Origin of the sequence: Amycolatopsis sp. NPDC059021 (assembly GCF_042739895.1) — a bacterium.
Lineage (GTDB): Bacteria > Actinomycetota > Actinomycetes > Mycobacteriales > Pseudonocardiaceae > Amycolatopsis.
The window spans coordinates 36105-53514 of record NZ_JBHYIQ010000021.1; the positions used below are offsets into that span (position 1 = coordinate 36105).

The 17410-nt window shown below is 66.4% G+C and carries 24 protein-coding genes and 1 tRNA gene; 8 read left to right on the forward strand and 17 right to left on the reverse strand.

Going from position 1 to position 17410, the window contains the following annotated elements; genetic code table 11:
- Positions 1 to 163: 163 nt before the first annotated feature.
- Positions 164 to 251, reverse strand: a tRNA-Phe gene (locus ACFWX1_RS15160).
- A 46-nt stretch (positions 252 to 297) separates the two neighbouring features.
- On the opposite strand from ACFWX1_RS15160, the gene ACFWX1_RS15165 reads away from it, so the two are divergent.
- Positions 298 to 681: a hypothetical protein gene (locus tag ACFWX1_RS15165; protein WP_378387584.1), complete on the forward strand. Its 384-nt coding sequence runs from the start codon at positions 298 to 300 to the stop codon at positions 679 to 681.
- On the opposite strand, the gene ACFWX1_RS15170 is transcribed toward ACFWX1_RS15165, so the two are convergent.
- From ACFWX1_RS15170 to ACFWX1_RS15220, 11 genes are all read right to left on the reverse strand, one after another.
- On the reverse strand, positions 671 to 1804 hold the full coding sequence (locus ACFWX1_RS15170; RefSeq protein WP_378387586.1) for a tyrosine-type recombinase/integrase: 1134 nt from the start codon (positions 1802 to 1804) through the stop codon (positions 671 to 673). The genes ACFWX1_RS15165 and ACFWX1_RS15170 overlap by 11 nt on opposite strands.
- Positions 1804 to 2016 (reverse strand): excisionase family DNA-binding protein, encoded by a 213-nt coding sequence (locus ACFWX1_RS15175; protein WP_378387587.1) that lies wholly within the window; start codon positions 2014 to 2016, stop codon positions 1804 to 1806. The genes ACFWX1_RS15170 and ACFWX1_RS15175 overlap by 1 nt, the downstream gene beginning before the upstream one ends.
- A gap of 17 nt (positions 2017 to 2033) precedes the next feature.
- A complete protein-coding gene (locus tag ACFWX1_RS15180; protein WP_378387589.1) occupies positions 2034 to 3668 on the reverse strand; it encodes a replication initiator in 1635 nt (544 codons plus the stop codon).
- Positions 3668 to 4054 carry a hypothetical protein gene (locus ACFWX1_RS15185; protein ID WP_378387737.1) on the reverse strand — a complete coding sequence of 129 codons (387 nt, stop codon included), beginning with the start codon at positions 4052 to 4054 and terminating at the stop codon, positions 3668 to 3670. The genes ACFWX1_RS15180 and ACFWX1_RS15185 overlap by 1 nt, the downstream gene beginning before the upstream one ends.
- Positions 4054 to 5640: an FtsK/SpoIIIE domain-containing protein gene (locus ACFWX1_RS15190; protein ID WP_378387591.1), complete on the reverse strand. Its 1587-nt coding sequence runs from the start codon at positions 5638 to 5640 to the stop codon at positions 4054 to 4056. Before ACFWX1_RS15190 ends, ACFWX1_RS15185 begins: the two co-directional genes overlap by 1 nt.
- A 395-nt stretch (positions 5641 to 6035) precedes the next feature.
- Positions 6036 to 6335 carry a helix-turn-helix domain-containing protein gene (locus ACFWX1_RS15195; protein ID WP_378387592.1) on the reverse strand — a complete coding sequence of 100 codons (300 nt, stop codon included), beginning with the start codon at positions 6333 to 6335 and terminating at the stop codon, positions 6036 to 6038.
- Entirely contained in the window at positions 6335 to 6628 is a 294-nt protein-coding gene (locus ACFWX1_RS15200) for a multiprotein-bridging factor 1 family protein (RefSeq protein WP_378387594.1), read from the reverse strand. The genes ACFWX1_RS15195 and ACFWX1_RS15200 overlap by 1 nt, the downstream gene beginning before the upstream one ends.
- Before the next feature lie 16 nt (positions 6629 to 6644).
- The gene (locus tag ACFWX1_RS15205) at positions 6645 to 6986 is read right to left on the reverse strand and encodes a helix-turn-helix domain-containing protein (protein ID WP_378387596.1); all 342 of its coding nucleotides are present in this window, start codon (positions 6984 to 6986) and stop codon (positions 6645 to 6647) included.
- 22 nt (positions 6987 to 7008) lie between these two features.
- Complete coding sequence (locus ACFWX1_RS15210; protein ID WP_378387597.1) at positions 7009 to 7272, reverse strand: AMED_5909 family protein; 264 nt, start codon at positions 7270 to 7272, stop codon at positions 7009 to 7011.
- Positions 7250 to 7534, reverse strand: coding sequence for a hypothetical protein (locus ACFWX1_RS15215; RefSeq protein ID WP_378387599.1), 285 nt, complete (start codon positions 7532 to 7534; stop codon positions 7250 to 7252). Before ACFWX1_RS15215 ends, ACFWX1_RS15210 begins: the two co-directional genes overlap by 23 nt.
- 288 nt (positions 7535 to 7822) lie before the next feature.
- Positions 7823 to 8296, reverse strand: a complete 474-nt coding sequence (locus ACFWX1_RS15220; RefSeq protein ID WP_378387601.1) for a hypothetical protein — start codon at positions 8294 to 8296, stop codon at positions 7823 to 7825.
- Between the two features lie 138 nt (positions 8297 to 8434).
- On the opposite strand from ACFWX1_RS15220, the gene ACFWX1_RS15225 reads away from it, so the two are divergent.
- Positions 8435 to 9184, forward strand: a complete 750-nt coding sequence (locus ACFWX1_RS15225) for a GntR family transcriptional regulator (protein WP_378387603.1) — start codon at positions 8435 to 8437, stop codon at positions 9182 to 9184.
- A gap of 62 nt (positions 9185 to 9246) precedes the next feature.
- On the opposite strand, the gene ACFWX1_RS15230 is transcribed toward ACFWX1_RS15225, so the two are convergent.
- Together ACFWX1_RS15230 and ACFWX1_RS15235 are read right to left on the reverse strand one after the other, a co-directional pair.
- On the reverse strand, positions 9247 to 9630 hold the full coding sequence (locus ACFWX1_RS15230) for an SCO5389 family protein (protein WP_378387604.1): 384 nt from the start codon (positions 9628 to 9630) through the stop codon (positions 9247 to 9249).
- Positions 9631 to 9786: 156 nt separating this feature from the next.
- Positions 9787 to 9948, reverse strand: coding sequence for a hypothetical protein (locus ACFWX1_RS15235; protein WP_378387606.1), 162 nt, complete (start codon positions 9946 to 9948; stop codon positions 9787 to 9789).
- A 1268-nt stretch (positions 9949 to 11216) separates the two neighbouring features.
- Between ACFWX1_RS15235 and ACFWX1_RS15240 the strand changes: the two genes are divergently transcribed.
- The gene (locus ACFWX1_RS15240) at positions 11217 to 11417 is read left to right on the forward strand and encodes a hypothetical protein (RefSeq protein WP_378387607.1); all 201 of its coding nucleotides are present in this window, start codon (positions 11217 to 11219) and stop codon (positions 11415 to 11417) included.
- A gap of 60 nt (positions 11418 to 11477) precedes the next feature.
- On the opposite strand, the gene ACFWX1_RS15245 is transcribed toward ACFWX1_RS15240, so the two are convergent.
- Positions 11478 to 12173, reverse strand: a complete 696-nt coding sequence (locus ACFWX1_RS15245) for a RibD family protein (protein ID WP_378387609.1) — start codon at positions 12171 to 12173, stop codon at positions 11478 to 11480.
- 35 nt (positions 12174 to 12208) lie between these two features.
- Positions 12209 to 13654 carry a helix-turn-helix domain-containing protein gene (locus ACFWX1_RS15250; RefSeq protein ID WP_378387611.1) on the reverse strand — a complete coding sequence of 482 codons (1446 nt, stop codon included), beginning with the start codon at positions 13652 to 13654 and terminating at the stop codon, positions 12209 to 12211.
- A 153-nt stretch (positions 13655 to 13807) separates the two neighbouring features.
- Here ACFWX1_RS15250 and ACFWX1_RS15255 point away from each other — a divergent pair, with 153 nt between their 5' ends.
- Positions 13808 to 14011 carry a hypothetical protein gene (locus ACFWX1_RS15255; protein WP_378387612.1) on the forward strand — a complete coding sequence of 68 codons (204 nt, stop codon included), beginning with the start codon at positions 13808 to 13810 and terminating at the stop codon, positions 14009 to 14011.
- On the opposite strand, the gene ACFWX1_RS15260 is transcribed toward ACFWX1_RS15255, so the two are convergent.
- Positions 14008 to 14358 carry a GntR family transcriptional regulator gene (locus ACFWX1_RS15260; protein WP_378387614.1) on the reverse strand — a complete coding sequence of 117 codons (351 nt, stop codon included), beginning with the start codon at positions 14356 to 14358 and terminating at the stop codon, positions 14008 to 14010. The genes ACFWX1_RS15255 and ACFWX1_RS15260 overlap by 4 nt on opposite strands.
- 181 nt (positions 14359 to 14539) lie before the next feature.
- Here ACFWX1_RS15260 and ACFWX1_RS15265 point away from each other — a divergent pair, with 181 nt between their 5' ends.
- The 4 genes from ACFWX1_RS15265 to ACFWX1_RS15280 all read left to right on the forward strand — a co-directional run bounded on the left by ACFWX1_RS15265 (position 14540) and on the right by ACFWX1_RS15280 (position 17367).
- Positions 14540 to 14812, forward strand: a complete 273-nt coding sequence (locus ACFWX1_RS15265) for a helix-turn-helix domain-containing protein (protein ID WP_378387616.1) — start codon at positions 14540 to 14542, stop codon at positions 14810 to 14812.
- A 3-nt stretch (positions 14813 to 14815) separates the two neighbouring features.
- Positions 14816 to 15247 carry a hypothetical protein gene (locus ACFWX1_RS15270; RefSeq protein ID WP_378387617.1) on the forward strand — a complete coding sequence of 144 codons (432 nt, stop codon included), beginning with the start codon at positions 14816 to 14818 and terminating at the stop codon, positions 15245 to 15247.
- A gap of 5 nt (positions 15248 to 15252) precedes the next feature.
- Positions 15253 to 15621 (forward strand): hypothetical protein, encoded by a 369-nt coding sequence (locus tag ACFWX1_RS15275; RefSeq protein ID WP_378387619.1) that lies wholly within the window; start codon positions 15253 to 15255, stop codon positions 15619 to 15621.
- A 327-nt stretch (positions 15622 to 15948) separates the two neighbouring features.
- Positions 15949 to 17367 carry a DUF3987 domain-containing protein gene (locus tag ACFWX1_RS15280; RefSeq protein ID WP_378387621.1) on the forward strand — a complete coding sequence of 473 codons (1419 nt, stop codon included), beginning with the start codon at positions 15949 to 15951 and terminating at the stop codon, positions 17365 to 17367.
- The last annotated feature ends 43 nt before the right edge of the window (positions 17368 to 17410 follow it).

Genomic DNA, 17410 nt, shown 5'->3' on the forward strand with positions numbered 1-17410 from the left:
TGTCTCTTGGTGTTTGTGTGTGTTGCTGTTCGGGGGCGGGGGGGGGGGTGCGCCCCCCCCACCCCCCCCCCCCCGGGGGGGGGGGGGGGGTTCCCCCCCCCACAAAACACGACACCCGAGGCACGGTCCGCGCTTTCCGCGGACATACCTCGGGCGACTCGGGTGGCCAGGGCCGGGGTCGAACCGGCGACCTTCCGCTTTTCAGGCGGGTACGTTTTTGCAGGTCACGGGGGTTGCACTGGCGCTTCGTGCAATCCCCGTGCAACATCACGACAGGTGCCTCGCTATGAATGTCGCATGACCTACGTCAGGTTCCAGAGCACCGAGCCCAACGCCGAGGGGCGCCATCCCGGGTTCTTCGGGTTGATCAACAACCTGAGCAGGGCCGGTCGGCTCACCGCCGAGCAGGAAGAGTTCCGCCGGATCAACAACGCTTGGTACGAGTCCCGCTACACCGACCCCACAACTGTCGATCCGACCGTCTACGACCACTCGGTCAACCCGGGCGCGACTGCCTGGTTCAAGGAGTCAGCCGAAGCGCTCGTCGCTCGCGCTGCCGGATACCTGGAAATCCTCGATGCCCACGACGTCCGGTGCGACAAACTAGTCTCGCACCAGGCGCCCGGAAGGATCATCTACGAGGATGATGACCAGATCATCGTCATCCCGTTCAGTGCTTGACGATGATCGATTTGGGCAGCTTCGCAGCGTCACCACGAGCGGCGAGCTTGCTCAACTGGTCAGCTACTTCCTTGTCCCTGCCCTCGACCGCGTGGAGGTACCGGAGCGACGCGGCAGCCGACGCGTGGCCGAGCCGCTTTTTGAGATCAGCCAACGTCGCCCCCGCGCTCGCGGCGAGAGTCTGACCGGTGTGGCGCAGGTCATGAAAGCTCACGCCGATGCCCACACGCTCACGCGCCCGAACGAACGCCTGATAGACCGCGTTGCCTCGCATCGGCTGCCCGTCGCGTCCGATGAAGAAGCGTTCTCGACCGGCCCACTCCGCCATGTGATCCCGGAGATACGGCAAGACGTGCGGAGGAATCGAGACCGGTCGACGACCCGCGTCCGACTTGGGGTCCTTGTCGTACTTCTTTGGGCTCTCCAGAAGTTCTACGCGGTTCTTCCGTACCCACACGACACGGTCGACCAGGTCGACGTCTTCCGTCCGTAACCCACACACCTCCCCGCGACGGAGACCGCACCACGCCGCCAAGAGCACGGCCGCCCGATACCGAGGAGTGATCGCGTCGACCACCTCGACCACTTGGGCAGGAGTTGCGATGCCGCGTTCCTTGGCCTTGTCCGAGCCCGCGCCGGGAATCTGGCACGGGTTCGTCATGATCGCGCCGTCTCGCTTCGCCGAGTTCATCACGGCCCGCAGGAACCGGTACGCCTGCCCGATGGACGTCTTGCCACCGTCCCCGGCCAATGCCTTGGCGTACCAGCTCCGGACAACCGGCGGAGTGATCGCGATCAGCGGTAGATCAAGGAGCGCGGTCATGTGCAGCCGCATGTTCCGCCGACACGTCTCCTCCCACCGGTCCCCTACGTTCGGGTTGTCGCGGAGGTACGCACTGGCGTAGTTGCCGAACGTTTCCCGCCCGAGCTTGTCATCCAGCCAAGCGCCCTTACTGATGTCCGCTTCGACACCGACGAGCCAGCGATCCGCGTCCGTCTTGGTCCGGAACGTGTCCGGTGCGTACTGCCGCTCCCCGTTTGGACCGATGAACGACGCTTGAAACCGCCCGGACGGCAGCTTGCGAACCGACCCGAACCGGCGACGGCCTTGGTTCTTCGCCATCAGGCCACCACCCGTCCACCGGACCAGCGCACGGTCACCGGCTCGACTCGTCCAGATTGGACGAACGCGTCCAGATCAGCGACTGTCAGACGTACGTGGGCGCCGACTTTGTGGAACGCGATGCGTCGTTCAGCGATGAGCCGACGTACAAACCGGACGCCCGTGTTCAGGTACTCGCCCGCTTCTTCAACTGTCAGGTAGTTCTTGTGCACGATTCGCCTCCCAGCCCCTACGCCGCTTCCGGAATTGCCGAAGTTTCGACACCGCCGGGTGGGCCTTGTGCGGCCAGTAGCGCCCGGTCGTACTCGGCCTTCCAGGTGATGCGTTCGGAGATGGCGTGCATGACGAGGTGATCTCGGGGTGGTACGTGGGTGTCCCCGGGTTCGACCTTGCGCCACACCTGCTTTTCCTTGTCCGGTGCGGGTTTTACGATCCCGACCGCCGCCAGCGCCCGCGCGACGAACGCCTTCCGGTCCGCCTTGTGATCGCCGAGCGTCTTGCCGGACCACTTGCGCGACACCAGCACCCGCCGACCGGGCAGGCCGAGAGTGGTCCGCCGATGAGCGCGCCCCTTGCAGTGCCCCGGGGTGGTCTTTCCGTTGGCGCCCTTGGGTTGGATGCCATACAGCAGCCAGACCGCGCACCGGGGCGAGCACGGCGTCACCGACAGCTCAGCGTGCAGCCGCTCGTGATGGTCTTCCTGCCGCCTGCTCTCCGCCACCACGACCTCACCCGTGGACTTGGTGAGGTACTTCGTCAGGTAGCCGATGTGCCGTCCGGCTTCCTCCGTTCCGCCGAGGATGCCCTTGGAGTGCACCTGTCGCCCGAAGGTGACCACGTGCGCGGGGGCCTCCAGGTCCTCCACCGCGTCATCCCACGCCGTCAGCGGTTCGCGGGTGTCCGGGTCCACGAACGCCCGCCTATCGCCGTCCCACACGGGTTTCCGGTCGGCATAGACGATGCGGTCATGGTTGGGCCACCACACTTGGTGATAGGTGGCGTCGGTGACCTGCCGGATGACCTCGTGCGAGATGGACCCGCGTATGGCCGTGTGCAGGTGCGGCGCCGCCCGTTTCTGGGGTTCGACCGTGGCGAAGTACTGGGCGTCCCAGCCCACGACCCGGCGCAGGTTCTGCCACCACCGATCCACCAGCGCCGAGAAGTGCACCGCGTCCCGAGCCGCCCGCCGATAGTCATACGACGCTGGGTCGACCGGGGCACCGTCCCCGCGGACTGGCCCGTAAGAGTCGCAGGTCAGCGTGACGAACATCGACGGCCGGAACTTCCCCGCGTACTCCATGCCGACCGTGGTCTTGGCGACCTTGCGCCGAGGCAGGTTCGGAGCGTCCTGCCGCCGACGCGTCGACCGCTTCACCGCCCGCTTCTCCGGCAGGTCCACGGCCGGGAGACGCCCGCGCATCCCGAGTTGCCGAAGCTCCGCATCCACTGTGCGGATTTCCTCGCGTAGGTACTCGGCCTCCGCCTGGTCCTCATGTTCGACGCGGTCCCGGTAGGCGGCCACGAGGTCCGCGCGGAAGGTCAGCAGCTCCGTGTGATCCTCGGTCGGAGCCTTCGAGGCGATCTCGGGTTCGGAGTCGAGGTGCCAGCCTTCCCGGCACTGGGCTTGCCGCAGCGCCTTCGCCTTGCGGGCACACGGCAGGCAGACGGATTCCACTGTGGACCCACACGGCACGGGGATGTAGCGCAGCTCCCCGGTTTCGGTGTCGCCAACCTCCATCGTGAACGGCCGGACGCACACACCGTGTTTCTCCGCCGTCGCCTTGACGACGTCGGAGGCCAGCGGAGCCCGCACCCGAGAGGGCTCGACAGCGGCCCGGCCGGCATGGGCGTTTGTGCTGGTCATCAGGCAGCCACCTCCCCACGGTCGGCCCAGCCCCGCAGCACGAACACCGGCATGTCCTGCCGGGCACCGGCGGGCAGGTCCGGGAACACGTCCTCGGAGAACGGCACCGCGCCGTAGACCTCCACCGGGATGCCGCACGGGGTCCGGCCGCGCACCCGCAGATGCACCGAATGCCCGCCTGGCATCCGCGACAGTGACGCCGACACCTCATCCAGGGTGTTCGCCCACACCCGCAGCGCCCGCGCCGTCTCGGCCAGGGTGCTGGTGTCGAGCTGCACCGTGATCGGGTCCGTCCACTTCGTCACCACGACCGAGCACACCGGCGGAAGCTCGTGCAAATCGAGGTGATCACGGATCGCATCGAGAAAGACCATGACCGGGTTCATCACGCCGCCCTCCCTTCGGTGCCGCGCAGGGCGGACAGGTCGATCACGTGCGCGCCACCGTTGGTGACGTAGTTTTCAAGGGCCTTGACCGTCTCGTCCGGCACCCAGCCCGCCCGGACACGCAAGGGTTCGCGGATGCCCTCGCCCCAGACGTAGCCGGTACCGGCCGCCGACTCCGGGATGCGATTCGCCCACGCACCACGCTCGTAAGCGCCGTCACCCAGCACCATGCCGACATGGGTCTTCGAGGTGACCCGCAGGCACACCCGGCGGGGGAACAGCTCCCGCACCGGAACCGTGTCCTTCGTCGGCTCCTGCACATACCCGCGCACCGTGAACCCAAGCGCCCTGCCCTGCGTGTTCAGGATCGCGACCTTTTCCACGATCTGTTCCCGCACCTGCCGAGTGGTGTAGCGGGTCAGTGCGCCGATCTCATCGAACTCCAGCAGCTCCAACGGCCACTCCCGGCTGATCGGGACCTCACGGACCTTGCCCGCAAACTCCGCCTTGCGCCGCTCCAGCTCTTCCAGGAGCGCATCCAACAGGGTCAGAGTGTCCTTTCCGGACACCGCGTACCGCGCGAAAATCCCACGCCCGTAAGCAAGTTCCATGCCCTTGGGGTCGATCCCGGACACCCGGACCACTCCGGCCCGGATCGCCGACGCCGACGCGACCAGCGGGCACCACATCACCGAGCCCTTGCCCGCACCGGTAGCACCGGCCACCAGGCAGTGAGCACCAGCACCCACCAGCGGAACCGCCCACGGCTTGCCGTACTCGGTGCGTCCGGCGAACACGTGCCGCAGATCCACCCCCGTGCCATCCACCGCGACGAGGTCCGGCAGCGTCGGGCAGGACACCGGCGAGGCGAGCAGGTCACGGCGCATGAAGTCCAGCGACACCACGTTGGGCTCCAGCTCCCGCACCTGACACCGGGTCACCTTCCGGGCCGAGGCCAGCGCCCGCGCCGCGTCGTCGAAGTCCTCGGGTTTCTGGCCTGCCACCAGCTCCACCCGGACCTCATCCCACGAGGCACCCGAGCGCACACCCAGCACCTTGGGCACCCGCACCGCAGCACCGCCGCCACCGGTACGCGAGACCGCTTTCCGACGGCGACGGCCGACGAGGTTCACCGTCACTTCCACCGGCAACGTGCCGTCCGAAATGGATAGACCACACGCGTGCAGCCAACCCGGAAGCTTTCGCGCGTACAACGCCCAGCGCAGCCACCACGACCGCAGCCACCGGCCCGCGTACTGGTCGAACGACACCACGTCGATCAGCCGCCACACACCGAGCCCGACGCTCAGCACGGCCGCGCCGACGACGAGCCAGACCCAGCCGATCCAGTAGCACCAGGCGCCCAGCGCCACGAGCAGAAGGCTAGTCCGCCAACGCAGGACGATCTGCCGCAGCAGCCAGACAAGGAGCTTCAGCAGCCACCACAGGGCTAGGAACACCACCGCCACGGCCGCCAGTGCCTCAGCGATGGCCGCGAGGCCCCGACCGATCTTCGCTAGCAGCCAGACCACCACGGCCAGCACACCGCCGCCGACAAGCAGGAAACCCACCGTGCCCGCGTCCATCAGCGACCACCCCGCACCGGCCGCGCCGACAAATCCAGCGGCAGCATTCCCCGGCAGGGAGCGCACTTCGTCTCGCCGGGCAGCAGCTTCGCGAACCGCTGACAGATTGCGCAGCGCGTTCGGGTGACCCCACCTAGCGCCCGCGACTTCCCATGCTCTACGTTGCTCATTGTTCACTTCCTGAGAGTGGTGGACAGCGCAGGAGCGGCGAAAAGGCGACCAACCATGAGGCCGCTTCTGCGTCTATGGGAAAAGAAAAGCGCGTAAGGACGTGTTTGTATGCCGCACGTCCCTACGCGCGTTTTTTGTTACTAGCCTTGACTTTCCGTCCGTCTACAAGAGACTGCTAAGAGGTCACCTCACCTTTCCTCGCGTGATCTGGCCTTCCTCACGTGTTACTGCTCGACCAGGACGAACCGGATCTGATACCCCATTTCCTCCGCGCACTCACCCACGACATCGACCAGCGTCGAGCTGTACGACCCGCATTCGGCCCGCTCCACCGCCTGACGATCCCTGCCGATCCGCCGCGCCAGCTCCGCCTTACTCACCTTCCGCTGAACCCGCAGCAACGCCAAAGCCTCCGTCAGACCGTCGAAATCACCGAAAACCGTTGCCCTGTCATCGAAACTGACAACCTCCGCTCCACTGTCCACAGTGGTCAACTCTGCTCCCGCCTTTCGTATCGCACTCATCACTTCGTCACACCATCCGCCGGAAGCGGAAACTCGCGTCCGCGCGCCTCCCGAGCCGGGAACTGATACACCGCACGGCCTATGAGCGCCAGGCGATCCAGCCCCAACGCGTCCGCCAGCCGAGCAGCAGCCGGAAGCGACCGCAACGGAATCCGCTCCAGCTCGACATCGTTTACCGTCGTCAGGCCCACCTCCGCCAGCGCGGCCAGCTCCCGCAACGACATCCCAAGCTGCTCCCGCTTCGTCCGCAGAAACCGGGCCGTGTCCGGCTCGAACGCACGCCCGCCCGGCATCTGCGGGCACCACAGGTCACTTGACGTGTTCCCAGCCACCACGGCCCAGCTCCCAATCCCGCAGCGCCAACGCCGCGAACTCCACACGCGACACGCCCAGCGCATCCGCCAGGCCAGCCACCACCGACAACGAACTCACCGGCGCCGCGCAACGCTCCACACGCGCCACGGTCAGGGCACCTACCCCCGCAGCGGCGGCCAGCCGTCCCTGCGTAAGGTCGCGACGCTCCCGCAGCCGCTTCACCACCCAGCCCAACGGGACATCCGGCACCCCCGCGACCACCATTCGCCCCGACGTGCAATCCAGCCGAGCACGCTCCAGCAACCCGGCAACGACCGGCCCACTCCCCGCAGACATCCCACACACCTCCTTAGCGCTTCTAGTGCGCCGCTTCCTTGACCGGCGTCTTTCCTTGAATTCGGGCGGCTACCTCGTTCGCCTTCCGGTCCTCGTAACCGGCCCAGTACAGCGATTCGTGATGGTGTCCACGATCCACATCCGCCACCTGCCGATAGAGACTCGCGTTCCTCTGCCGAAACGTCAGCCACACCGACAGGTCGGCATCCGCAGCCGGGCGCCGAGCACTCACCACCTCGTGCGCCTCCCGCAACGTCTTCGGCTCAGTCGCTTCGTTCTTCGGCATCACGAACCACCCGAGCTGTGTCGATCCGGCCTTCCACGACGTTCGCCAAAACCCGAACGACCCCTTCGAACTGGCGAAGGAACTTGACGAACTCGGGCCACTGGTCGACCTCCCACGGAGCGCTGAGCGTCAGTTGCTCGGTTCCCTTGCGCAGCACCACCATCGGCGGCAGATTCGGCCGCGAACCAGCCTCTTCCAACCACACGGAGGTCTCCGCGGCCATCACCCACCGGGTGCTCATGGTCAACCAGTGATGCGTCATCGTTCCCCACTTTCAGTTGCCAGGCCCGTGCCTCTTCCGCAAATGCTTCGGCCGCCGCTTCCAGCCCCGCCACGCACCACCACGGCAACCCCCGTGACTGCGCCAAGTCATGCCAGGCCTGCGAAACCCGCAACGCCGCATTGACCACGTTTTGCGTCGCGGTACCGAAGTTGTCCTCTTGGTTGCAGTCCCACGCGTCCATGTAGTCGCGGTACGCGTGCTCCCACGCCCGGACCAGTTCATTGAACGCGGTTGGGTTGCGAACCGATCCGGGCGTGTTCGTCATGGTCATGCCGCCTTGGCCGAGGCGTCCGCAGTGGACGCCGACCGAGTGGACTTCGTGCCGCCAGTCGAACCCGAGCCACTACTGGCCGCCTTGAAACCAGTCGCCCGGAACACGTACGACAGGTACTTGAACTCTCCCTGCCCCGCGATCTTCGGTTCGGCCGTCAGGCCCTCCAACTCGACCGGACGCATCCCCGGCAGCACCTCCGAAGTGGCAGGCACCGGCTGAACGTCCGCGAGCAGGGTGATCGTGAACGACGCCCGCTTGGCGTTCGGCTCACCGGGGTCCGTCGCCGTGAACTTCCACTGACGTTTGCCCGTCACCTCATCGATCTTCTGGCGTGCCGGACGGCCCGATGCCCGATCCTCCCGAGACTGATATTCGTTGTCGGGCGAGACGTCGCCCACCATCACGAGCCCTTGCGGGAAGGCGTCCTCATGCGGGACGGCGAACCGAGTTCCCTTGTCAATCGCCATTTTGAGTCCTCTCTCAGCCGTTCGCGGTCTTGTCGCCCGCCCCTTGGTATGCCAAGGTGCCTCTAGGTATACCAAGTCTTGGTATGCCAAGTCAACTAGGATGGGCGAAAGCAGCCCCGACCAGGCAGGAGAGCGACCGTGCCCGAGCACATGTACGAGCGTGTTGCCGATGCTCTACGCGAGCAGATACTCAGCGGCGCCTTGCAACCTGGCGACCGGCTGCCAACACGGGAAGCTCTGAGTGAGCAGTACGGCGTCTCCGGCATCGTGGCCCGTAACGCGCTGGATCTCCTGGAAAGCGAAGGGCTCATCGATCGGATTCAGCGACTGGGCGCGTTCGTGCGCCGCTACCAGCCGGTTGTACGTCGGTCAGAAGACCACTACCGGACCGCCCCCGGCGCACCGTTTGCAGAGGAGGCGCTCGCAGCGGACCGCATCCCCCGTTACAGCCACAAGACCTACCCGGACCGAGCTGGAGCCGACGTTGCCAAGCGCCTACAGATCCCAGTTGGCTCCGACGTGATGCGCACCGACTACGTCTCGTATGCCAACGACGAGCCGACCATGTTGACTCACTCGTTTGAGCCGTTGGCGATCACCAAAGGAACTGTGATCGAGCGACCCGAAGAGGGCATTCTGATGACCGCTGGTCTTGTCGACCGCTTCACCGCCATTGACATGCGCCCGACGCGCGTTGTAGAGCGACTCCGGTCACGAATGCCGCGACCTTCCGAGGCCGAAGCGTTGCAGCTACGGAAGGGTACCCCGGTTCTGATCATCACCCGAATTACCTACTCGCACGAAACCCCCGTCGAGACAGCCGACATATTGCTAGATGCACACATGTTTGACCTTGAATACACTCTTCGCGTGGAGCCATTGCAATAACTGCATATCTGTGACAGCAAAACGCCCGCCGCGCTCAGAACGCGACGGGCGTTTTTCCTTGATCAGCAGTTGATCAGTTCCGGCTTTTGATTGAGGATCTGAGCGCGCGGGGACACGAACTCGTCGTATTCGGCCGTCGCGCCAGGAGCGAACATACCCGTCTTGCAACAGTTCTGGAACGCCAGCCGGACGCCGTACTTCCGCTCAACCGCACCGCGCATGGAGTCGCTGGCAGCAAAGCGAAGCAGTTCACCCCATGCCTTGTCATTCGGCGGAACGGTGCCGTCCTCCGCCACCGTCGCACCGTCCTTGAATTCCTTCACCAACCGTTCCACTACCGACCACGCATACGGCAGAGAGTTTTGAACGCAGGCCAGGAATTCGTCATCGGTCATTGCGCCGTCTTGCGCCTTCCTGACCAATTCCTCCGGGACTGTCAGCGACATTCGGGGCACTTCCTCTCGGGCTGGACCACTTACCGGTCAAGTTAACGCGCACTCGCCACTAAATGCGACCGCCCGAAGGTGTGAAGGTTTCGCCAACTCCGCGTGACACCCACGCGGACATTACCGTGAGTGCTTGCCGAATTTGGCTCTATGGGATCAAGGCGCCGCCGTCGGCGGCGCGCACGTCACCACCCGCGCGGCGGGCCCGCCCCATGGCGACACGCCGGCCTCCCGCTCCGCTCCGGCAGGCGCGCCGCCGGGCGAGCCCGCCGACACGGCCGGACCGTGCAGCGCGCCGCCGCCGACGAGGTGATCCAAACAGCCACAGGCACCAACCACGAACGATCGGCAGATCAGGGCGTGGCGCCCGGTTGCACCTTGGGATGCATTGACTTGGCCCAGTCGGCCGGACGCCACGCGACCCCGACGTTATCGGCATCGTTGCGATGCATGCCAGCCGGGAAGGCCCGGGGTCTGGGAGGCTTCGCTTTCAGCCTCTGGCGCCGAGCAAGCCGCGTCAAGATATCCAGGTATGCAATAAGGCCCCTCGCTCGTGCTATCCGAGCAAGGGGCCAGGTCTCACGTGTCTAGCACTTGCCGCAGCACCCGCAGCCTGCACCAGTGCACGAGCTACAGCAGTTGCAACCACTCTTCATGGTCCGCTCCTTTGCTCTCCGGCACCCCGCCCAACGATGGTAGGTAGCAGCCGAAACCCGTCCGTACCGCCGCCGGAGTGAGCCATCGCCCCATTCGCATGAGCGCACCAAAGCAACGAGGCCCACGAGCCCAACAGCAGCCCCACCCCGCCGACGCGCTCGGCGGAACCTGGCACCGCAGCTTCCACGGTGGCCCGTCCCCTCGCAGGCGATCCTTTAACACCGGCCCGCCGCCATCAAGGGCGCCTACGGCGTCGCTGCGCGATGAGCTAAAGCTCCCCCTTGACACCGACGACCCGGCGCTAACTGCGGCAGGGGCGAGGAAGAACGGGGGCGGAGAGGACAAGCGATGCGCAGGATGCCAGCCAGCCCCAACCAGCTCAGCCTATGGAGCCGCTACGAGCTGGCGGAGTTCCAGGCTCGCCGTGCAACCCGCGTGCGACTAGCGGCGGGCAATGGCGGTCAACCAAGGTCAACAACGGCCAGGAGCATGATCGGCTCCGGAGACAAGAAAACCGCCCTGACCTGGGTCGGGGCGGCTTCTACGTGGGTGGCCAGGGCCGGGGTCGAACCGGCGACCTTCCGCTTTTCAGTTCTCCGGTCGGCCATTCAGCTGCGTCCACGGACGTGCGTGACCTGCGCGAGGACGCCTCACAGAGACGTCAGCAACGGTGCGAACGGCGTCGAACTGAGACGGGGACTGAGACGGACACAAGCGGCTGGAACATTGGGGGGTGGAGTAGGCGCTCCACCCCCCAATGTTCCAGCCGCTTTGGACTCGTACCCGGAGGGGACGTGACAAATGCCTGGTCAGCGCCTCCCGCTGCTGATTTCCTCTGTGAGGTGTCCACGCCAGCGGTCGGGTGTTCCTCCCCCTGCCTGATGCCCAGCAGTCCCCTCCTGTTCGCGTGAGCCGGTACAGTCCTGCCCATGGCGACCACCTTCGCGGACCTTGAAGCCAGGGTGCGCGGCCTCGAATCCCGGGCCGCACGCACGGAAGAGGACATGACCGCGCTCATCACCACCGTGGTCGAGACGCGCGACGACGTGCGGTGGCTCAAGCGGGCCGTGGCGGCTCTGCTGGCGGATCGTGGCCTCACGGTCGAGCCGGACGACGATTCGGGCGAGTAGCAGTCGGGAGCAACGCCCTGCGGGCCGCCAGCAGACCCTTTGCTGGCGGCCCGCTCCTATCTAGCGCTCAGCCTTTTCGCTTGTCTCCTTCGGTGCATAGCGCACTAGAACCACGTCCCCGATGGTCCGCGCGTCCAGTAGCCGCATACGTCGAGTTGAGCCGCCCGGATATTCAGCAGGTCCGAGGAATCGGGGCGCCTTAGCATCGCCCACGACAAGCGGTGCAATAGCTAGGTGAATCTCGTCTGCTAAGCCTTGCGACAGGAACGCGGTGTGTATCTGGCCACCGCCTTCGACCATGAGTTGCTGAATGCCGCGTTTCCCGAGGTCATCCAACAATGCGCCGAAGTCCACGTTGGGGCCGAGTGTCACCACTTCGGCCAACTCGCCAAGTCGCTCAGCGGCCAGCGCCGCACCCGAATCGGTGGTGTACACGAGCTTTTCGCCGCCGTGGTGCCAGAATTTCCAGTCAGGCTCAACGTCGCCGGAAGCGGTCACCGTGACCTTGAGCGGAAATGCAGGCTTGCCCGCCCGGACACGTTCGGTGCGACGCTGTTCACTGTTCACCAGCAATCGCGGATTGTCTGCGCGAATCGTACCAGCACCGATCAGAATGGCGTCCGAATCCGCGCGAACCTGGTCGACCCGGTCGAAATCATCCGCGTTCGACAGCAAGAGACGGCTTGGCGTGGTGTCGTCTATCGCTCCATCTACGCTTGTGGCAACGCTGAGTAGGACATAGGGACGCTGTGACATCTATTCTCCCTGGGCTAGCGCCTGGTTGATTTCTCTTACACCTGTCGCGCGAGACTACCGGAGATAGCCTCCCGGAATTCCTTTGCGACTGGTGTGCTGGAATGCGACAGAGTTGTTTCGAGCTGAGTAAGTGACGTGAGAATGCGGGCCGAATTCGTGTCGACCCCGATGTCGAGCGCCCGCAAGCCCAATTCGGCCGCGCGCTCAATCTCCGCCGAACCTGCATACGCCAGCGCAGCCCTCGAAAGGTAGACCCCTTTATCGCGGTGGTACCCCGGCGGCAGGGCAGCAATGGCGGTCTCGAATCCTTCGGCCGCCTGCCGGTACTCCCCGAGCAGCGCAAGGCTGCGACAGCGAGCAACGTCGATGTAGGGCCTGTCCAGCCAGACACCCCACGGCGAGGTGGGGTCGGGCTCCATCCGGTCCAGCAGGTCAAGGGCGTGGTCGTACGTGCGCATTGTGGCTTCGTGGTCGCCCTCCAGCGCGTACCCGTGTCCGGCGTAGGTTGCGGCCACGGCTGCGAGGCGGGAACGCGGCCGTGCCATGGATTCCGCCGCTTCGGCGACGTCCACCGCGTCCAGCGCGTTGGACATGTCCCCCGCCAGCTGGCTCTTACGCGCGAGCACGTAGACGGTCAGCTCTGGATCTCCTGCACGGTGTGACCACTCCAACGCCCGGTCAGTCCAGTACTGGGCTTTGCCGTGGTCGCCGACGTCTTGAAGCAGCCACCCGGCAAACTCTGCGTATTTCGTCTGCACCTGCAAGAGCGCTCGCTGATCGGCGCGGCTGCTCCCCTCGCGCAGATGCTGGATGGTCTCGATCTGGTCGAGCACGGTGCGAATCACCCGGGCCGGGCCGAACAGGTTGTCATTCTCGATCAGGACCATGCGCATCTGGTCGAAGTGCTCGACCGGGTTCAGGTCCGGCGCGGTGCTCCGCCGTGGCAGTGATCGAGGTGAGGAGGGGAGACCGGTTCCTGTGTCTCCGAGCGCAGCGACGCCCAGACCAGCGCCAGCGCTTTGCAGGAAGGCACGGCGAGATACAGACACGAAGATGACCTTTCCGTCGGGAGTGCGGGCCGGGACGGTGATGTCCTCGCCCTCTTCCAACGATGGGGCCGCGGTCATGTCCAAGGCCATGAGGTCAGCCGGTTTGGCCACATGGAGGGGTGAACTGGCCACATGGAGCCCGTTGCCCCCGGCCTCGTTGCCGCTGACGTGCTGCTCCGCTTCGGCACCTTCCGCGAACGCATGGAGCCTGAGCAGCACACCGCCCGCGTTCAGCTCCCGGTCGCACGCCTCTGCCAGCTCGCGCGACATGGAGCGGTCCGCCTTCTCGACTCTGGCGAGGTAACTGGCGTCACAGTGCAGCGCCCGACCGAGGTCAGCAAGGGAGCGCTTGCCCCGGCGAGAACGTAGCTCGGCGCCGAAGAAGTGTCGGGGGCTCGCGTTCGGTGTCAGCTCCTTTGGCCGCTGTGCCATCGCCCCTCCATGTGGCCTACGTGGCCAGTGAACCGGACCACATTCAAACCCTTTCTTGCTGGTCAGCCTGGGTACAGCCTAGAGCCATGAGCAACGCCAGCGAACCAAGCAACCGGTTCGAACAGGGCGCACATCGAGCACAGGAGACAGGCAATGGCGAAGCAGAACCCCTTCCCCGGCATGAAGACCGGCGGCGGAATCCTCTCGAAGCTGATCGGCGCGGCAGTGGTGCTTGCCTTGCTGGTCTTGGTCGTGAAGTACCCCGGCGACGCCGCATCGTGGGCGAAGGGCATCGGGAGCACCGTGGCCGACGGGATCGACGGCATCGTGACCTTCTTCCGCAAGGTCGGGAACTAGCCGTGAGCACGCAACTGGCGCTCCACAGAGTCGACCAGTCGCCGGATGGCTGCGAGCTGTTCGTAGACCTCGCCCAGGTCAGCACTGGCCGGTTCGGGCACGACGTCCGGCAACGGGTTGCGCACGTACGACCCCTGACCCTGTCGCGTCACGATGAGCTGGTCGTCAACCAACTGCGCGAACGCACGTTTCACGGTGCCGACGGACACGCCGAAGTCATCGGCCAATGCCTGGTAGGAGGGGAGCTTTTCTCCCGGCGCGATGGCGCCGCTGAGGATCTGGGAGCGCAGCGACTCCGAAACTTGCAGGTAGGGGGATCGAGGGTCGTTCGGGTCAAGTTTGTCCACGTCAGACAGGGTACGCGACTTGGTCAACTCGGCCATTCGAGTGAACAAGGTCTACCTTGCTTGCCCATGCTGCCCATGTTGTCATACGTTTCTGGTGTCGCAGTAAGCGCACAGGACGCAAACGGCCCCGGCCGGTGCAGCCACACCGACCAGGGCCTACATCGAAACTTCGGGAGCAACGATGCAGTTCGAGCGTAACGAGTTCTTCACCGTGAAGCAGGTCGCCGACCGGCTGAAGGTGCACAAGTCGACCGTGTACCGGGCGGTGAAGTCCGGTGACCTGGACTCGCTGAAGTTCGGCACGGGCACCGGCACGATCCGCCTCCCCGGCTACGCGGTCAACACCTGGCTCAACACCTGCGCGGAAGCCGCCTACGACCAGTTCGTCAACGGTGACGCGTCCCCGGAAGCGGCCGACGACTCGACCGGCGACGACGCGGCGGAGGTGGCCTGAACCATGCGTATCCACGTCGACACCACGATGACGCCGGGCACCATCGGCGGGCACGCCACCGAGTTCCTTCCCGTTCACCGCCAGGCCAACGACACCCCGGCCACCGTCACCGCGACCCTGACCGTCCCGCTGTCGCTGGAGGACATCACCGCCACCATTTGGTACCTGTTCTGCGAGTCGCCGCTTCAGGAGTTGCGTGACGTACTCGCGGACGCGGCCTACATGCACCGGTTGGTACTGGAAACCTTCCTCGCGGCCGGGGCGCACGAGGTGGAGAGCGAACGGCTCGGCCTGGTCGAGGTCACGCCGGGCACGGACGGGTTCGAGCACCTGAGCTTGATCCGGGAACGCGTCGCGCATCTGTACGGCGCCCCGGCCCGGAAACCGGTGTGCCGCACCGGCGGCCGTCGCGAACTGGCGGGAGTAGGCCAGTGACCGCCATGACCACACGGAGCGGGGTCCGCCTCGCCCCGGCCAGTCCCGCCGGCGCTTTGCGCCGGGTCGGGATCTGGGCACCGGAGCAGGCCGCGCCGCTCGTGCTCACCGAAGACGAGATCGCGGTGGCGCTCGCGCACAGCGGATGCGCGCCCGGCCCGTACGGAATCCTGGTCGACGACGCCGCCCGGCTGACCCTGGCCGGGGTCGAGGACCTTGGCCGCGGAACCGTAGCCGTCCTGGCCGAACGGTGGCGCGACCAGCACGAAACCGAGGTCTTCCCACCCGGCTCGAACAGCCGCTACCTGCGCGGCGCGGCGGACCTGTGCCGCAAGGTCCACCGCGACCCGGACGCCACCGCCGCAGCTGCGTAGCGCGTCCCCGCACACCTCCGGTCTGGCGGTGCTGCCCGAACCGCCAGCCACCCGCCCGGGTGGACCCATGAACGCGCCGCCGCCGGACCGGACCACCACACAGCCGCACACCCGGTCGGGGTCGATCCGACCCCCGTACCGATCGACCCCGACCCCGTTCACGAACCGTCCGAATCGAGTCCACCCGGACCCCGACCGATCGACCCCCGATTTCCCGGTCTGACCTGCATCGGTCGACCCCGACCCGACCGGCTGACCTGCACGAGTCCAGCCGCCCCGAGTCGAGTCCAGCACCGCCCTGTACGACCACCGCAAGGGAGTTCACCAGTGACACACCCCGACGCCGCCGCGCGGCACCTGCGGGCCGTCACCGGCTCTGCCGAGTCCGTCCCCGGACCCGTTCACGAACCGGGGTCGGTGAACACCTCCGCCGACGACCACGCCGCCGCCGAAGAACGCGCCATCGTCGAGATCGCGCGGGCACGCGCGGTGCTGCCACCGATGGACGCCACCGCGTTCGACTGCTACCTCGGCAGCGTCGTGCACGAGGTCGCCGAGTTCACCGAGGGCGACCCCGTGAACGTGCTGGCCTCCCTCATCGGCGTGGCCGGGGTCCACCTCGGGCAGAAACCGCACGTGCGGGCCGGGGACGACCTGCACCCGCTCTTGGTGTGGCCGCTGATCATCGGGCGCACCAACTCCGGTCGCAAGGGCGCTGGATGGTCCAGCGCCAAACGCCTCGCGGTCGCCGCCGCGCCGGACTTCATGACCGCCAACCTGCGATCCGGGCTCACCTCCGGCGAAGGTTTGGCCTCCATGTTCACCGACGACCCGAAACCCTCGGGCGAGGCTGACGACCTGGACGCCAAGCCCCGGGCCGGGGGACGGCTCCCGGCCGGTGACCGGCGGCTGCTGGTGTTCGAGGCGGAGTGGGCCGGGGTTATGGAGCGCATGAAGCGCGACGGCAACAGCCTCTCTGCCACGCTGCGCGCGGCGTGGGAGGGCGGGGACCTGTCGACCATGGCCGTCACCGCCCGCGTCGCCCCGGAAAGCCACGTCGGCATCATCGGGCACATCACCCCGGAAGAGTTCCGCTCGAAGGTATCCACCTCCGACCTCGCGGGCGGCACCTACAACCGGTTCCTGCCGGTCATGGTGTCCCGCGCGCACTTCCTGCCCGGCGGGCAGGGCGCACCCGACACCATCGTGAAGGGCATCGGCGCGGAGATGGCCGAACGGCTCGACAACGGCCGCAAGCTCGGCGCGCTCGGCTTCACCCCGGCCGGAAACGACCTGTGGCGACGGCTCTACGTCGAGTTCGGCACCGACACCGGCGATCTCCCGGCCGTGGAGCAGTTCATTTCCCGGGCCGCGCCCTACTGCCTGCGCATCGCGGCCATCCACACCGCGTTGGACGGCGCCACCGCGATCGACGCCCGGCACCTGACCGCCGCCGCCGCGCTGGTTCGCTACTCCATCGCGTCGGCCCGAACGGCGCTGTCCAACAGCGGCGAGGCCGCGAAGCTCGCGCGGTGGATCGCGGCAGCGGGCACGGCGGGCAGGACGCGGGACGAGATCCGGTCGGGCTTCTACCAGCGCAACCGAACCGCAGCCGAGATCACGACGCTATTGGACCAGCTCCGGGAGGCCGGGCGCGTCGTCGTCGGCAAGCGCCCGCCAGCGGGCGGGAAGGGACGCCCGACCGAGGTCTACACCGCCGTCCAGGTCCCACCCCCACGCGATTAACGCGGTTACGCGGTAACCCGCTGACCAGCACAAACACCACACC

What these genes read in the sequence shown, in the direction of transcription:
- ACFWX1_RS15165 (WP_378387584.1), top strand. Translation starts at nt 298, where the DNA reads ATGACCTACGTCAGGTTCCAGAGCACCGAGCCCAACGCCGAGGGGCGC.
- ACFWX1_RS15170 (WP_378387586.1), bottom strand. Translation starts at nt 1,804, where the DNA reads ATGGCGAAGAACCAAGGCCGTCGCCGGTTCGGGTCGGTTCGCAAGCTG.
- ACFWX1_RS15180 (WP_378387589.1), bottom strand. Translation starts at nt 3,668, where the DNA reads ATGACCAGCACAAACGCCCATGCCGGCCGGGCCGCTGTCGAGCCCTCT.
- ACFWX1_RS15185 (WP_378387737.1), bottom strand. Translation starts at nt 4,054, where the DNA reads ATGAACCCGGTCATGGTCTTTCTCGATGCGATCCGTGATCACCTCGAT.
- ACFWX1_RS15190 (WP_378387591.1), bottom strand. Translation starts at nt 5,640, where the DNA reads ATGGACGCGGGCACGGTGGGTTTCCTGCTTGTCGGCGGCGGTGTGCTG.
- ACFWX1_RS15195 (WP_378387592.1), bottom strand. Translation starts at nt 6,335, where the DNA reads ATGAGTGCGATACGAAAGGCGGGAGCAGAGTTGACCACTGTGGACAGT.
- ACFWX1_RS15200 (WP_378387594.1), bottom strand. Translation starts at nt 6,628, where the DNA reads ATGCCGGGCGGGCGTGCGTTCGAGCCGGACACGGCCCGGTTTCTGCGG.
- ACFWX1_RS15205 (WP_378387596.1), bottom strand. Translation starts at nt 6,986, where the DNA reads ATGTCTGCGGGGAGTGGGCCGGTCGTTGCCGGGTTGCTGGAGCGTGCT.
- ACFWX1_RS15210 (WP_378387597.1), bottom strand. Translation starts at nt 7,272, where the DNA reads ATGCCGAAGAACGAAGCGACTGAGCCGAAGACGTTGCGGGAGGCGCAC.
- ACFWX1_RS15215 (WP_378387599.1), bottom strand. Translation starts at nt 7,534, where the DNA reads ATGACGCATCACTGGTTGACCATGAGCACCCGGTGGGTGATGGCCGCG.
- ACFWX1_RS15220 (WP_378387601.1), bottom strand. Translation starts at nt 8,296, where the DNA reads ATGGCGATTGACAAGGGAACTCGGTTCGCCGTCCCGCATGAGGACGCC.
- ACFWX1_RS15230 (WP_378387604.1), bottom strand. Translation starts at nt 9,630, where the DNA reads ATGTCGCTGACAGTCCCGGAGGAATTGGTCAGGAAGGCGCAAGACGGC.
- ACFWX1_RS15240 (WP_378387607.1), top strand. Translation starts at nt 11,217, where the DNA reads ATGGCGACCACCTTCGCGGACCTTGAAGCCAGGGTGCGCGGCCTCGAA.
- ACFWX1_RS15245 (WP_378387609.1), bottom strand. Translation starts at nt 12,173, where the DNA reads ATGTCACAGCGTCCCTATGTCCTACTCAGCGTTGCCACAAGCGTAGAT.
- ACFWX1_RS15250 (WP_378387611.1), bottom strand. Translation starts at nt 13,654, where the DNA reads ATGGCACAGCGGCCAAAGGAGCTGACACCGAACGCGAGCCCCCGACAC.
- ACFWX1_RS15255 (WP_378387612.1), top strand. Translation starts at nt 13,808, where the DNA reads ATGGCGAAGCAGAACCCCTTCCCCGGCATGAAGACCGGCGGCGGAATC.
- ACFWX1_RS15265 (WP_378387616.1), top strand. Translation starts at nt 14,540, where the DNA reads ATGCAGTTCGAGCGTAACGAGTTCTTCACCGTGAAGCAGGTCGCCGAC.
- ACFWX1_RS15270 (WP_378387617.1), top strand. Translation starts at nt 14,816, where the DNA reads ATGCGTATCCACGTCGACACCACGATGACGCCGGGCACCATCGGCGGG.
- ACFWX1_RS15275 (WP_378387619.1), top strand. Translation starts at nt 15,253, where the DNA reads ATGACCACACGGAGCGGGGTCCGCCTCGCCCCGGCCAGTCCCGCCGGC.